This window comes from Achromobacter sp. 2789STDY5608621, from assembly GCF_001299375.1.
Lineage (GTDB): Bacteria > Pseudomonadota > Gammaproteobacteria > Burkholderiales > Burkholderiaceae_B > Achromobacter > Achromobacter insuavis.
The window spans coordinates 43,986-57,273 of sequence record NZ_CYTU01000029.1 but is presented as its reverse complement, the minus strand read 5'-3'; the positions used below and the strand labels follow the sequence as shown (position 1 = coordinate 57,273).

13 protein-coding genes and 1 tRNA gene are annotated in these 13,288 nt (G+C 68.1%); 8 read left to right on the top strand and 6 right to left on the bottom strand.

The window, feature by feature from the left end:
* The first annotated feature begins 20 nt into the window (after window positions 1–20).
* Entirely contained in the window at window positions 21–767 is a 747-nt protein-coding gene (gene tpiA, locus AOZ53_RS22780; RefSeq protein ID WP_054433438.1) for a triose-phosphate isomerase, read from the top strand.
* Window positions 768–788: 21 nt separating this feature from the next.
* Entirely contained in the window at window positions 789–1,289 is a 501-nt protein-coding gene (gene secG, locus AOZ53_RS22775) for a preprotein translocase subunit SecG (RefSeq protein ID WP_054489488.1), read from the top strand.
* A 91-nt stretch (window positions 1,290–1,380) separates the two neighbouring features.
* On the opposite strand, the gene AOZ53_RS22770 is transcribed toward secG, so the two are convergent.
* Window positions 1,381–1,560 (bottom strand): hypothetical protein, encoded by a 180-nt coding sequence (locus AOZ53_RS22770; RefSeq protein WP_054479589.1) that lies wholly within the window; start codon window positions 1,558–1,560, stop codon window positions 1,381–1,383.
* A 337-nt stretch (window positions 1,561–1,897) separates the two neighbouring features.
* Here AOZ53_RS22770 and AOZ53_RS22765 point away from each other — a divergent pair.
* Window positions 1,898–1,982, top strand: a tRNA-Leu gene (locus AOZ53_RS22765).
* Window positions 1,983–2,194: 212 nt separating this feature from the next.
* Window positions 2,195–4,291 (top strand): PhoX family protein, encoded by a 2,097-nt coding sequence (locus tag AOZ53_RS22760; RefSeq protein WP_054433435.1) that lies wholly within the window; start codon window positions 2,195–2,197, stop codon window positions 4,289–4,291.
* Window positions 4,292–4,432: 141 nt separating this feature from the next.
* On the opposite strand, the gene AOZ53_RS22755 is transcribed toward AOZ53_RS22760, so the two are convergent.
* Window positions 4,433–4,738, bottom strand: a complete 306-nt coding sequence (locus tag AOZ53_RS22755) for a hypothetical protein (RefSeq protein ID WP_054433434.1) — start codon at window positions 4,736–4,738, stop codon at window positions 4,433–4,435.
* Between the two features lie 357 nt (window positions 4,739–5,095).
* Here AOZ53_RS22755 and AOZ53_RS22750 point away from each other — a divergent pair, with 357 nt between their 5' ends.
* Window positions 5,096–6,739 carry a methyl-accepting chemotaxis protein gene (locus AOZ53_RS22750; protein ID WP_054489486.1) on the top strand — a complete coding sequence of 548 codons (1,644 nt, stop codon included), beginning with the start codon at window positions 5,096–5,098 and terminating at the stop codon, window positions 6,737–6,739.
* Window positions 6,740–6,775: 36 nt separating this feature from the next.
* Here the strand turns inward: AOZ53_RS22750 and AOZ53_RS22745 are convergent, their stop codons facing one another.
* Entirely contained in the window at window positions 6,776–7,591 is an 816-nt protein-coding gene (locus AOZ53_RS22745) for an aminotransferase class IV family protein (protein ID WP_054489484.1), read from the bottom strand.
* A 372-nt stretch (window positions 7,592–7,963) separates the two neighbouring features.
* Here AOZ53_RS22745 and AOZ53_RS22740 point away from each other — a divergent pair, with 372 nt between their 5' ends.
* Both AOZ53_RS22740 and AOZ53_RS22735 read left to right on the top strand, forming a co-directional pair.
* Window positions 7,964–8,563, top strand: coding sequence for a nitroreductase family protein (locus AOZ53_RS22740; protein ID WP_006393323.1), 600 nt, complete (start codon window positions 7,964–7,966; stop codon window positions 8,561–8,563).
* 199 nt (window positions 8,564–8,762) lie between these two features.
* Window positions 8,763–9,377: a hypothetical protein gene (locus AOZ53_RS22735; RefSeq protein WP_054479581.1), complete on the top strand. Its 615-nt coding sequence runs from the start codon at window positions 8,763–8,765 to the stop codon at window positions 9,375–9,377.
* Between the two features lie 5 nt (window positions 9,378–9,382).
* Here AOZ53_RS22735 and AOZ53_RS22730 read toward each other — a convergent pair whose 3' ends face one another.
* Together AOZ53_RS22730 and AOZ53_RS22725 are read right to left on the bottom strand one after the other, a co-directional pair.
* The gene (locus AOZ53_RS22730; protein ID WP_054433429.1) at window positions 9,383–10,315 is read right to left on the bottom strand and encodes a hypothetical protein; all 933 of its coding nucleotides are present in this window, start codon (window positions 10,313–10,315) and stop codon (window positions 9,383–9,385) included.
* A gap of 79 nt (window positions 10,316–10,394) precedes the next feature.
* Entirely contained in the window at window positions 10,395–11,165 is a 771-nt protein-coding gene (locus AOZ53_RS22725; RefSeq protein WP_054489482.1) for an extracellular solute-binding protein, read from the bottom strand.
* A 566-nt stretch (window positions 11,166–11,731) separates the two neighbouring features.
* Here AOZ53_RS22725 and AOZ53_RS22720 point away from each other — a divergent pair.
* A complete protein-coding gene (locus AOZ53_RS22720; RefSeq protein ID WP_054489480.1) occupies window positions 11,732–12,457 on the top strand; it encodes an META and DUF4377 domain-containing protein in 726 nt (241 codons plus the stop codon).
* Window positions 12,458–12,487: 30 nt separating this feature from the next.
* Here the strand turns inward: AOZ53_RS22720 and AOZ53_RS22715 are convergent, their stop codons facing one another.
* Window positions 12,488–13,219 (bottom strand): TehB-like domain-containing protein, encoded by a 732-nt coding sequence (locus tag AOZ53_RS22715; RefSeq protein ID WP_054479575.1) that lies wholly within the window; start codon window positions 13,217–13,219, stop codon window positions 12,488–12,490.
* Window positions 13,220–13,288 lie beyond the last annotated feature (69 nt).

Sequence of the window (13,288 nt, the reverse complement as noted above, 5' to 3'; positions counted from 1 at the left end):
TCCACTCTGACATTTGCGCCATGACTTCAGTCGAACACCGCGCCCGCCTCGTGCTGGGCAACTGGAAGATGCACGGCAACCTGGCCGAGAACGCCGCGTTGCTGACCGAACTGCGCGCCGCGGATGCCGCCAGCCATTGCGAAATCGGCGTCTGCGTTCCGTTTCCTTACCTGGCGCAGGCTGCCTCGGCCCTGACCGGTAGCGCCGTGTCCTGGGGCGCGCAGGACGTCAGCGCCCACGACAAGGGCGCCTACACGGGCGAAGTCTCGGGCGCCATGCTCAAGGAATTCGGCTGCCGCTATGCGCTGGCCGGCCACTCCGAGCGCCGCGTGCTGCACGGTGAAACCGACCAGATGGTCGCCGACAAGGCCCGCGCGGCCCTGGCCGCCGGCCTGACCCCGGTGGTCTGCGTGGGCGAGTCCCTGGCCGACCGCGAAGCCGGCAACACGCTGGCCGTGATCGAGCGCCAGCTCAAGCCGGTGCTGGCGCTGGGCGCCGAGGCCGTATCGCGCATGGTGCTGGCCTACGAGCCCGTCTGGGCCATCGGCACCGGCCGCACCGCCAGCCCCGAGCAGGCGCAGGAAGTCCACGGCGCCATCCGCGCCGCCCTGGCCGCGCTGGGCGCGGCACAGGTTCAGGTTTTGTACGGCGGCAGCGTCAAAGCTGCCAATGCCGCCAGTTTGTTCGCCATGACTGATATCGACGGAGCCCTGGTCGGCGGCGCGTCGCTCGTGGCCGAAGAATTTTTGCGAATCGCCGCCATCTAAGTTTCCGTTCCGGAGTCTGTAATGCCCTTGATGCTCAAACTTCTGCTGGCCGTCCAAGTGATCTCGGCGCTGGCTATCATCGTGCTGGTCCTGCTGCAGCAGGGCAAAGGCGCCGACATGGGGTCCGCGTTCGGCAGCGGCTCGTCGGGCAGCCTGTTCGGCGCCACCGGCGCGGCCAACTTCCTGTCGCGCGCCACCAAGTGGGCCGCGGTGGTCTTCTTCGCGTCCACGGCCGGCCTGGCCTATGTCAGCCACAAGGGCACGAGCGGCCCCGCCGTCGAGTCCGGCGTGATGCAGAACTTCCCGGCCGACCGTTCCGTGCCGCAGGTGCCGGGCGCCGCGCCCGCCCCGCAAGGCGCCGGTGCCTCGTCGGTGCCGGGCGCTTCGTCCGTGCCGGGCGCCGCATCGTCGGTTCCTGGCGCCGGTTCGGCTCCGGCCCCGGTCGCCCAGCCGGACGCCTCGGTGCCGTCGGCCCCGGCGCCCGCCGCTGGCGACAAGCCGGCCGAGACGCCCGCCAAGTAAGCGTCCCGACCCCATGAAAAAGGCCGGCTATCGCCGGCCTTTTTTTATGGCGTTCCGCCTTGGAACGCCGAGGGTCTTGCGGGAGATGCGCTCAGGCGCCCGGCAGCATGTGGCGCGCCGAGACGGCGAGGATGCGCTCGGCGGATTCGCGCAGCTGGCGCGCTTCGCGGTAGGCCCGCAGGGACACGACGGCATCGTAGCGGCGTGAGCTGCGCGGGCCGGCGAGCAGCGTGGGACGGCGGGTCAGGATCGGGGATATCAGACGTTGCATGGTGGAGCCTTTCTACGGGCCTGAGGCCCTGTTGTGTATGGCTGGCATCGTAAGCCGGCCGGGCATGCGCGCCAACGAATTCCCTTTCATATGAATATCCGGGAGGAATTCCCCGGGCATGGCCCGGGTGTGCGCGCGGCGAAGCCAGTATTGCCGACCGACATGACAGATTGATGCCAGGCGCGGAGCGGCTTGTAAGGGCTTGTTGCCCGGGCGGGAACGGCGTGCCCGGCAGCGGCGGGGTGACCGGCGTGCCGGGACGAATTGACGCGAAACGGCAATTGCGTGATAGAATGTTCGACTTTCCAGGAAAGCACTGCTTTTCTGGGTGAAGTTAGCCGACGTGGTGAAATTGGTAGACACGCTATCTTGAGGGGGTAGTGGCGAAAGCTGTGCGAGTTCGAGTCTCGCCGTCGGCACCAAGGATTCCTCGTAAAAGGCCCGCTGAAACGCAAGTTTCAGCGGGCCTTTTACTTTTGCAGCGCGCTCTCGCTGCCTAGGGCGGAACGATTTCCACGTCCGCATCAAACCTTTCATTTATCTGTTATTGCGCCGTCATCTTTGACAGCGATCATGCCGGCAGGCTGGGTCGCGGGTGAGCCAGTCGATAACAGCGACATTGACAGGAAAACTGATGAGTTCTTCGGACCAGGACGATATCCCGTCCAACCCCTCCACGGCACCGCATTTCAACGAAGTGGTACGACGCGCCGTGTCGCGGCGCGGCTTTCTCAAGGCCGGCCTGGGCGCCGGCGCCGTCGGTTTCATGGGCGCGGGCCTGACGGCCTGTGGCGGCGATGACGACGATGATTCGTCCAATGGCAACCCTGGCAACCCGGGCGGCGAGACGCCCGCCAAGCCGGTGGAGCTCAATTTCAAGGCCGTGCCCATCAGCACCGCCGACACCGTGGTGGTCCCCGAGGGCTACCAGTTCGCCGTGATCAGCCGCTGGGGCGATCCGCTCTTCACCGGCGCGCCGGCATTCAAGGCCGACGCCAGCAACGGCGGCGACGACCAGGCCCGCCAGCTGGGCTACAACCACGACGGCCTGCACTTCTTCCCGATCGACGGCAGCGACAGCGTCAACGGCAGCAGCGTGGAAGGCCTGATGGTCACCAACCACGAATACACCACGCCGGAATACTTCTACCCCGTCGGCGTGCAGCCCGGCAACGCGCAGTGGAACCTGGACTGGGTGCGCAAGTCGCAGCACGCGCACGGCGTGTCGGTGCGCCACCTGCGCCTGGCCAACGGCAAGTGGGAAGCGGTGCTGGATTCGCCGTTCAACCGCAGCGTCAACGCCAACGTCGCCATGCAGCTGGTCGGCCCGGCCGCGGGCAACCGCCTGGTGCGCACCAACGCCGACCCGTCGGGCACGCGCTGCTTCGGCACCTTCGGCAACTGCGGCAACGGCTACACGCTGTGGAACACGTACCTGACTTGCGAAGAGAACTTCACCGACTACTTCGGCGTCGGCACGGCCGACCCGGCCACGGTGAACTACCCCGACGCCGAATACCAGGCGCACATGGAGCGCTACAAGGGCTCGGGCAAGACCTCCAGCAGCTCGTACCGCTGGGACCACTACGACAATCGCTTCAACTGGGCGCAGGAGCCCAATGAATACAACCGTTGCGGCTGGGTGGTGGAAATCGATCCGTTCGATCCGAACTCCACGCCCAAGAAGCTGACCGCGCTGGGCCGCTTCAAGCACGAGAACGCCGCGATGACGCTCGCCGACGACAAGCGCGTGGTGGTCTACATGGGCGACGACCAGGTCAGCGAATACATCTACAAGTTCGTGTCCGACGGCAAGTACGACCCGGCCCGCCCGGCGCTGAACCGCCTGTTGCTGGACAAGGGCACGCTGTACGTCGCGCGCTTCCTGGACGGCGCGGCGCAGGGCGACGCCATGGGCGTGGGCGAGTGGATTCCTCTGAAGCTCGACACCCCGGCGCAGGCCGGCGGCACGCTGGGCGCGCTGTTCAACCAGGACATGGGCGAACTGCTGGTCAAGACGCGCCAGGCCGCCGACGCCGTGGGCGCGACGCCGATGGACCGGCCCGAGTGGATCACCACCCATCCGACCACCCGCGAAGCCTACGTCACGCTGACCAACAACAGCTCGCGCGGCAGCGGCAGCGCGCGCTATCCGGGCGGCCCCAACCACCCGGGCGCCAATGACGCCAACCCCCGCACCGGCAACCAGTACGGCCAGATCGTGCGCTGGCGCGAGAAGAACGGCGACCCGGCGTCGCTGACCTTCGAGTGGGACATCTTCGTGCTGGCCGGCAACCCGACGCTGTACCCGCGCACCGACCTGCGCAGCGGCTCGGCCAACGTCACCGCCGACAACACCTTCAACAGCCCCGACGGCCTGGCCTTCGACAAGCGCGGCCTGCTGTGGATCGAGACGGACGGCAACTACTCCAACACCGGCGTCTACGCCGGCCAGGGCAACAACCAGATGCTGGTGGCCAACCCGGCCACCAAGGAGATCCGCCGCTTCATGACCGGCCCGGTCGGTTGCGAAGTGACCGGCCTGACCTGGACGCCCGACCAGAAGTACCTGTTCATCAACATCCAGCACCCGGGCGAAGGCCCGAGCGTGACGGATGCGCAGAATAACCCGCTGATGGCCTCGAAGTGGCCCGACGACGCCAGCGCCAGCCGGCCGCGTCCGGCCACGGTGGTGATTTGGAAGCAGGACGGCACGGCCGTCGGCAGCTGAAGCCGCGAGCGCGGCCGCGGACCTGTCCCGTGGCCGCCGGCATGCCTGATGATGTATCGGCCGGCGCCTTGTGCGCCGGCTTTTTCTTGCGCGGGCGTCTTGTCCGCCGATGGGGGACGACCGCGCGAGCGCGGGCCGCCGCTATCGCAGATGGTGGCCGAAGGCGATGGCCGCCACCACGAAGGTGATGGCGCCCGCCGCCGCCAGCCAGTTGGCGCGCCTGGCCGCCAGGGCATCGCGCCGCGCCATGCCGATCAGCGCCGCCACCAGCGACCACAGCGCCGTGAACGCCAGCAGGGTCAGCGTGTAGACGAAGTTCGAAAGATCGTAGCCGCCGCCGCCGATGGACCGATAGCCGGGGCTTTTGGGCCAGAGCAGGGCGACATGCCAGCCCGCGATCACGACGAACACGGCAAGCCAGATCAGGAATCGTCGGTCTTTCAGCATCGATGGGATCTCCGGGTTGGCACGCGCCTAGTCTGACACCGATGCGCCGGCGCCGAAACCCGGCGGTTTGCCGGCATCGCGGCATTACCGCATTACCGCATTACGGCGTCGCGGCATCACGGCATGACAGCATCACGGCGCCAGTCGCGACCAGTCCGCGGTGCCGGCCGACGGAATATCCATGCCCGTCCCATCGTCCACCCTGCACGCGCGCCGCGGATCACTGCGGCGTTCACGCCATGGACTAGGGTATTTTTTGTAATCATAGTTATATATAATTAATCATACGTATTTAATAGTTTTAATAAATTCACCAGATAGGCATTCCCGGCCAGGCCGGTTGCCGCAGGAGGTTTCATGCAGGATTCCCATTCCCCCTCACGCTCCCTGCGCAGCACGGGCGGTTTGATCATGCTCGGGTTCACCGTCGTCCTTTGCCTGATGGTGCTGCTGACCGTGGTCGGCATCACCCAGGTGAACCGGATGAATGGCGCGCTCAGCGCCATCAACGACGTCCATGGCGTCAAGCAGCGCTACGCCATCACCTTCCGCGGCAGCGTCCACGACCGTTCGATCGCGCTGCGCGACGCGGTGCTGGCCAATCCCGGCGAGCTGCGCGCGCTGGCCGCCGACATCGAGCGCCTGAAGCGGCAATACGATGAGGCCGCCGCGCCGATGGATGCGTTGTTCGCGCCGGGCGCGCAGGTGTCGCAGCAGGAGCGCGACACGCTGGCCGGCATCAAGGATGTCGAGACACGCACGCTGCCCGTGGTGCAGCGCCTGCTGGCGGCGCTGGAACGGGGTGACGCGGCGCAGGCGCGGCCCTTGCTGGATCAGGCGCGGCCGCTGTTCGTGCAGTGGCTGGCCGCCATCAACCGCATGATCGACCTGGAAGAGCGCCTGATGAAGGACCAGAGCGACATGGCGCGCCGCGTGGGGATCGACTTCCAGCAGCTGATGCTGGCCTTGACCGGCGCCGCCATCCTGCTGGGCGCGGGCCTGGCCTGGCTGATCGCCCGCTGCATCACCCGCGCGCTGGGCGCCGAACCGGCCGCGCTCAAGCGCATCGCGCAATCGGTCAGCGCCGGCGACCTGGCCAGCCCGATCGCGGTCAAGCCGGGGGACGAGAGCAGCATCCTGGCGACGCTGGCGGGCATGCAGCGCAACCTGGCCTCGGTGGTGGGCGGCGTGCGCCAGCATGCCGACGCGGTGTCGGTGGTGAGCGTGCAACTGGCCGAGGGCAATGCCGATCTGTCGGCCCGCACCAGCGACGAGGCCCGCGCCCTGCGCCAGACGGCCGACTCGATGGAAGAGCTGACCGGCGCGGTCAAGCGCAATGCGCACGACGCGCAGGAGGCCGGCGTCATGGCGGGCCAGGCCATGGACGCGGCGCGCCAGGGCAGCCAGACCATGCATGCGGTGGTCGATACCATGGAACACCTGTCGAAGGCGTCGGCGCAGATCTCCGAGATCACGTCGGTGATCGAGGGCATCGCCTTCCAGACCAACATCCTGGCGTTGAACGCCGCGGTCGAGGCGGCGCGCGCGGGCGAGCAGGGCAAGGGCTTCGCCGTGGTCGCCAGCGAAGTGCGCTCGCTGGCGCAGCGCTCGGCCACCGCGGCCAAGGAGATCAACACGCTGATCAGCCAGTCGGCCGAGACGGTGCGCCAGGGCGTCGAGCGCGTCGGCGCCGCGGGCGAGACCATGGACCTGATCCTGGACTCGATCACCCAGACCACCGCGACCATGCACGGCATCGTGCAGGCCTCGGTCGAGCAGACCGGGCGCATCGAGCACGTGGCGCGGGTCATCGCGCAGCTGGACGAGGATACGCAGAAGAACGCGCAACGCGTCGAGGAAGCGTCGGCCGGGGCCGAGGCGCTGCGCGAGCAGGCCGCGGACCTGCGGCAGGCGGTTTCCGCGTTCCGCGTGGGCGGCGCGGGGGCAAGGGCGGATGTGCGCATCGCGCCCGCGGGCAATGGGCGGCTGCTGCCGGCCTGATCGCGTCGCGGCCGCCGGCGCGGGCGGCCGGGCGCGCTACACGGCGGCCAGCGGTTCCGCCTGGTAGGCGCGGTGCAGCCGCTCGATGAAGGCGTCCGCCGGGGGCAGGGCGATGCCGGCGACCCGGCTGACCGCGATGCCCGGCGTCCAGGAATTCATGACCGCCGCGCCTTGCAGCCCGGCGACGTCGGCGGGCGCGATGGGGCGGGTCCGCTGCGGCACGCCCATCCGCGCCAGCTGCCGCTGCACGATGCCCATGGTGGTGCCGACCAGCATCTCCGCCTCGGGCCACACCACCGCTTCGCCATCCCAGAACGCCAGGTTCCAGATCGAGGCCTCGCTCAGGCGGCCCTGGCGGTCGACGAACGCGACGTCGTCGTAGCCGGCCTCGGCGGCCTGCCGCAGGTAGTAGGTCTTGGCGGCCTCGCCCACGTGCTTGATCGACGGCACCAGGCGTTCGTGCGCGACCGTGGCCAGCGCCAGCGGACCGGCCGGACCGTTGGCGGGCGGACCGGTGCGCACCAGCACCCGCGGCCGCGCGTCCGGGCCGGCCACGGTGAATTCGCCAGCGGGGGAATAGAGCGTGGCGGTCAACGACTGGTCGGCCGGGCCGGCCTGGATCGCCGCGCGCAGGCGGGCGCGGATCTCGTCGTCCGGCAAGGCCTGGCCGAACAGCGTCTGCGAGGCGGCGCGCAGCCGTCCCAGGTGCAGGTCCAGGCCGCGCACCTGGCGCCCGCGCACCTGCAGCGCCGTGAAATGGGCATAGCCGGCGAACGCCAGCGGCGCCAGTTCCGCCGGGGTGGCGGCCTGGCCATCGAGTTCAACGACAAAGGAATCGGCGTCTGCCGGCATGGGAAATCTCCAGGAAGGGGCGCCGCGCCGCGGATTGCCGGGCGGGCGAAGAGTCGGGATCGAGGCGCAGGGCCTGTGCGGTACGAGCACTATCCGCGATCGCGGCGGGCCTGGGAAACGAATGATTTTCAACCGATCTTCAAGCGGAACTTGAAGATTGGCGCGATGCGGGAGGGCGTTGGCATGCGCATGGCATGCCAGGCGAATCGGTGCACCATCCTTCCGGTCGAGCGGCATTCGCTACAAAACTGGAACAGTTTGTTCCGGGAAAAAGCGCCGTTTTAGGGCCCGGAAAGGTGGCCGCTCGCGGCCTCGGCCAGTAGAATTTGCTCACTCGTTACCCTCTATCTACCAGTCGAAAGGCATATCCTCATGAGCAACGCATACCTCGACGCACTGAAGAAGCGCCGTACGCAATATTCGCTGGGCCGCAACCTGTCCGCCTCGAAAGAGGAACTGGCGTCCCTGATCCAGGAAGCGATCAAGCACAGCCCCTCGTCGTTCAATTCGCAGAGCTCGCGCGCCGTGGTCCTGTTTGGCGCCGAAAGCGACAAGCTGTGGAACCTGGCCATCGAGGAAGTGCGCAAGGTCGCCCCGGCCGAAGGCTTCGACAAGACCGAAGCCAAGCTCAAGAGCTTTGCCGCCGGCGTCGGCACCGTGCTGTTCTTCGAAGACCAGGACGTGGTGCGCAGCCTGCAGGAGAAATTCGCGCTGTACGCCGACAACTTCCCCGTGTGGTCGGAACAGGCGGGCGGCATGGCCCAGCTGTCGGTCTGGACCGCGCTGGCCAACGCCGGCGTGGGCGCCAGCCTGCAGCACTACAACCCGCTGATCGACGCCGCCGTGGCGCGTGAATGGAACATCCCCGCCAGCTGGAAGCTGCGCGCGCAGATGCCGTTCGGCTCGAACGAAAACGGCTTCGGCGAAAAGGGCTTCATGGACGACGCCGAACGCTTCCGCGTGATCGGCTGATCCGGCGGGCGCCTGGCGCCCGGACCGAAAAACCCGCACGTCCCCGTCACGGGACCTGCGGGTTTTTTCATGGCATGCGTCTGCCCGGCATGGGGCGGGAAAACCCGCGGACCGTGGGCGAGCGGGCGCAACCGCGGGGTTGGGCGGACGGCGGGCAGGCATAATCCGGGGTTTTGTCCGTATCCAGAAAGGCCCTTCCGTGACCGACGCCGTACCCATCAGCCAAGCCGACTACGACCTGCCCCTCGAGACGCTGGAGGCCCATCTGCTGGCCCAGCGCCAGCGCGCCGCCGACGTGGTCAACGCGGCCACGCGCACCTGGACCTGGATACGCCACGGCGCGTTCCTGGCGTCGATCGTCATCGTCGGCATCGAGAAGCTGACCACCGGCAAGGTCGGCGCGCACACGGCGGTCTTCGCCAGCGTGATGCTGCTGATGGCGCTGAGTTTCATCGCCGCCGCCAAGACCCGCCGCATCATCAAGGGCCTGGGCAACGGCCAGCCGACGCCGAAGTGGGTGCTCAAGCGCATGATCCGCAAGACCATTTTCAAGGGCGCCGCGAGCCTGAAGGGATCGGCGCGCTTTTATCCGGACCGCTTCGTGCTGGACCAGAATGGCAGCCACTTCGAGTCCGACTATGAAAACGACAAGATCGAACTGATGGCGCTGACGCCGGATTATCTGCAGATCATTCCGGTGCAGCGCCAGGACGTGCCGGACGAGGTGTATTTCATTCCGCTGGCGCAGGTCAGCCAGCCCGAGGAATTGCTGAAGTTCCTGAGCGGCAAACCGAATTATGTGGATGCGGCCTGAGACGCCTATTCGTAGGCCTGCCTGTCCGCCGACCACTTGAACGTGCGCTTCCATTTGCCGCCTTGCTGGCGCAGCTGGAGGTCGAAATAGCCGCCGGTCTTGCCCGACAGGATCACCAGGGAATTGCTGGCGTCGGATTCGTCATGCTCGCGCGTGCCGTCGGGATTCCAGTCGCCGGCGATGGTCTTGACGAACGACATGGGCCGGGCGAACGCGACGCGCAGCGTCGCGCCGTCGATGCGGAACAGATACAGGGCCTCGAAGTCGGCGCCGCCGCCCGCGTAGCCTTCGCTCCAGCCGGCGCGCAGGCCGAACGCGGTGCTGTCCGGCGCGATCTTGTAGGGCGCCAGGTCGAAGCGTTTCCAGCTTGCCGGGGCGGACAACATGGGGGCGCCGGCGTCCTGCATCGCCAGGTCGATGGGCGGGTCGATATTGGTGTCGCTCCAGTCGGTCGGCGTGGTCACAGGAGATTCGGTGCGCGCCACCAGCCTGGGCGCGGCGCCGGGCGCCGTGTCGAAGACGCCGACCCAGACGTCGGTCCGGTCTTCGTCTTGCGACAGGCTGTTGCAGTCGCCGCCGCCGTACTGTTTGAGCCGTTCCGCGCGCTCGGCGCTGGCCGCCAGGCACACCAGCGCCACGTAGGCGCCGGGGCGCTGCGGCCAGGCCTTGGCGCCGGCCACCAGCAGGCGCTTGGGGTTCTGGCCGGGCGCCAGCTGCCGCAGCAGGAAATCGCTGCTGAAGCCGGCCGGCAACTGCGTGCCCAGGCCATCGGGCCGGGGCGCGCCGCTCATCTGGCTGTCGTACATCTTGCGGGCGTCCTGGGTCTTGATGGCGCCGGGAACCTGGTCCAGCGATTGCACCCGGGTGTCGGCCAGGGCGGCCGGCGCGTGCAGGGCGAGGACCAGCGGGCAAAGCAGCAAAGCGGCGCGGATACGCATCGGCGTGGCCTGGCGATGAACCAGACGGTAGTGGAGTTGACCGATTATCGCTGAACGCCGCTGACGCGCGCCCGTCGCGTCAGTCCGTTTTCCAGCCCCACTTCTTGAAGATCGCGCGGCCCTCGGCCGAGGCCAGGAAGTCGACAAAGGCCTGCGCCTGCGGATTGGATTTGCCATGGCGGGTCACGACCGCGCCCGCGTCGCGGTAGATGCGGTAGGGCTCTTCCACCGCCACCACGTCGGCCAGCGTGGGGTTGGAGACCTGCCAGATGTTCCAGATCAGCCACGCGTCGATGCTCTTGTCCTCGGTCCACTGACTGCGCGCCTGCGCGCTGTTGCCGGCCTCGGGCAGCACCAGGTTGGCGCGGAACGCGCGCACGGTCTCGATGTCGCCGAGGCGGCCGGCCACGTCTTCCCACAGGCCGGTCTGGCCGGCGCCGGACACCGCCATGACCTTGACGCCGGGCTTGAGCAGGTCTTTGAAGCCCTGGATGCCCTTGGGGTTGCCCGGCCGCACCAGGATCGCGGACGGTCGCAGGTAGAGGGTGCGCGCATCGCGCAGGTCGAACACGCCGGGCAGGGTGGCGGCGAAGCCGCTCATCATGTTCTCGGCGCCGCTGAACAGCACGTCGGCGTTCTGTTTGGCCTGTTCGGCCCAGGCCGGCGTGGGGCCGGCGGTGACCTTGACCTGGATGCCGTGCTGCTTGCCGAAAGCTTCGGCGGCTTCCTTCATGGCGGGGGCGGGGCCGCCCGGGCCGTAGACGTTCAGGTCCTGCGCGGCCCAGGCGCCGTGGGCGGCCAGGGAGGCCAGCGCCAGCAGGATGCTGGCCAATCGCTTGTTCGACTTCATGCGGGAATGCTCCGGTTGTACCGGCCCGCGCCAGGACGACGCGCGGCCAGCGGATGGTGGCGGGCGGGGGCGGCGCCGCATCGGGCTGCGCGTCGCCTCGAAAGGGTGGACACGAGCGAGGGGGCGAATATTCCGCGCGGCGGGCTGGCGGTCGTCGCCATGGCGAGGGCGGGCCGCCGCGATCCTTGCGCGCCGGGCATCGGCTTGCGCGTGGCCGCAATAGTGTTGCGGCGGATGTGCGAGGAAAGTGTCTGACTGTAATACCGCGGATCAGGGAAAACCCGCATGACAGTAGGCGTTCAAGCTGTCATTTTCAGCGGGAAGACAGCTTGCCTGGCTGCCCGCGGCGTCGCCGGAATCGGACGTTTTGCGGCAAGATCTTGATACGTCCTGGCGTCCCGTCGGCCCTTTTCGTCCACGACGCGGACGTAGAATCCGGGTTTTCACCAGTGCCACACGCTTGATAGGAACAACCCATGAAAAAAACAATTCTCCTGGCGTCCGTCTGCGCCGCGCTGCTGCAGGCATGCGCGCCGGTTTCCTCTCCTGGCGAAGGATCATCCACCATGCCCACCACCGCGTCGTCGTCCCAGTCCGCCGTGAGCCTGCCGGCCTACTACTGGCGCCTGGCGTCCGCCACCGATGCCTCGGGCAAGGCCATTCCCGCCTTGCAGAAGGGCATCGAACAACCGCTGCGCCTGTCGTTCTCGGCCGATGGCATGAACATCCGCGGCGGCTGCAACACGCAGTTCGGCGGCTACACCTATAAGGACGGCGTGCTGCATGTCGCCAACCTCGCTTCGACGATGAAGGCGTGCGAACCCGGCCTGATGAAACTGGATGCCGAGATCGGCCAGCGCCTGAAGGGCGACCTGCGCGCCACGCTCAGCGGCGAGTCCACCGAACCGGCCCTGGAACTGGTGGCGCAGGACGGCAGCGTGCTGAAGTTCGTCGGCGAGCCGACGCCGGAAACCCTGTACGGCAGCGCAGGCGAGATCATGTTCCTGGAAGTGGCGCCCAAGCGCGCCGATTGCAGCCATCCCATGATCCCGCGCTACCAGTGCCTGATGGTGCGCGAGCGCCGCTACAACGACGCCGGCGTGCAACTGCCGCCGCAGGAAGACTGGCATCCGCTGTACCAGTCGATCGAAGGCTACGATCACCGCGACGGCGTGCGCACCGTGCTGCGCGTCAAGCGCTACGACTGGAAGAACCCGCCGGCCGACGCGCCGTCGAAGGTGTACGTGCTGGACCTGGTGGTCGAGCAGGACGCCTCGGGCAAGAAGAAGTAAGGCGGTCGCGCCCCGCGCGGGCGCGATGCGTCATGCGCCCGGCGGGTTCTCCGCCGGGCGGTCCGCGTCATCCGGCGACGCCTCGTCCGCCCGGCAGAACGCGATCTGGAAACTCCCCGGCAGTTCGAAGGCGACGTGGTGCCGCACTTGCGGCGCGATCAACACGCGCTGTCCGGCGGCCAGCACCACCTCGGTGTGCGGCGGGTCGTCCAGCGTGTAGCGCAGCACGCCGCTGTGCACGGTCAACAGTCCCCAGGTTCCCGCCTTGGTCGCATGGGCCGAGCGCAGCGCGGCCGGCAGATTCTCGGGCGTGAACATCGGACTGTCGCGGTAGGGCCGCACGCCCGCGGGCAGGGCGTCCGGCAGGCCGGGCGCGGTTTGCCGGTGCTGCCAGACATGCCACAACTTGGCGGCGATGCGTTCGGCCATGGCATCGGCGCGTGCCTGCAGCGCCGGCGGCCCGAGTTCCGCGGTGACCTCGTGGAACAGCGCCAGCCAACGCTGGAACAGCGGCCACGACAGGTCTGGAATGCGCGCATGCGCGGGAATCGGCGCGCCCTTGAAGCGGCGCGTCTCCAGCAGCAGGGCGGACCAGAAGTCACACAGCATGGACAGGTGCGCCGGCCAGTCGGTCACCCGCGCGTTGAAGATCGGCCCCAGCGCGGCATCCTGGCGCACGCGGGCGTAGAACCGGTGCACCAGGCGTTGTATGTCGTCCTCGGTGATCGGGGCGGCGGGCAGGTCGGGGGAGGCGGGCGGCATGACTGGGCAAGGAACAGGATCGCCGCATTGTCCGCCCGGGAGAGGGACGGCGCCGATGACGAATGTCAT

Bases quoted from the DNA above. Each gene is read 5' to 3' on its own strand.
- tpiA (WP_054433438.1), top strand. From the start codon at position 21: ATGACTTCAGTCGAACACCGCGCCCGCCTCGTGCTGGGCAACTGGAAG.
- secG (WP_054489488.1), top strand. From the start codon at position 789: ATGCCCTTGATGCTCAAACTTCTGCTGGCCGTCCAAGTGATCTCGGCG.
- AOZ53_RS22770 (WP_054479589.1), bottom strand. From the start codon at position 1,560: ATGCAACGTCTGATATCCCCGATCCTGACCCGCCGTCCCACGCTGCTC.
- AOZ53_RS22760 (WP_054433435.1), top strand. From the start codon at position 2,195: ATGAGTTCTTCGGACCAGGACGATATCCCGTCCAACCCCTCCACGGCA.
- AOZ53_RS22755 (WP_054433434.1), bottom strand. From the start codon at position 4,738: ATGCTGAAAGACCGACGATTCCTGATCTGGCTTGCCGTGTTCGTCGTG.
- AOZ53_RS22750 (WP_054489486.1), top strand. From the start codon at position 5,096: ATGCAGGATTCCCATTCCCCCTCACGCTCCCTGCGCAGCACGGGCGGT.
- AOZ53_RS22745 (WP_054489484.1), bottom strand. From the start codon at position 7,591: ATGCCGGCAGACGCCGATTCCTTTGTCGTTGAACTCGATGGCCAGGCC.
- AOZ53_RS22740 (WP_006393323.1), top strand. From the start codon at position 7,964: ATGAGCAACGCATACCTCGACGCACTGAAGAAGCGCCGTACGCAATAT.
- AOZ53_RS22730 (WP_054433429.1), bottom strand. From the start codon at position 10,315: ATGCGTATCCGCGCCGCTTTGCTGCTTTGCCCGCTGGTCCTCGCCCTG.
- AOZ53_RS22725 (WP_054489482.1), bottom strand. From the start codon at position 11,165: ATGAAGTCGAACAAGCGATTGGCCAGCATCCTGCTGGCGCTGGCCTCC.
- AOZ53_RS22720 (WP_054489480.1), top strand. From the start codon at position 11,732: ATGCCCACCACCGCGTCGTCGTCCCAGTCCGCCGTGAGCCTGCCGGCC.
- AOZ53_RS22715 (WP_054479575.1), bottom strand. From the start codon at position 13,219: ATGCCGCCCGCCTCCCCCGACCTGCCCGCCGCCCCGATCACCGAGGAC.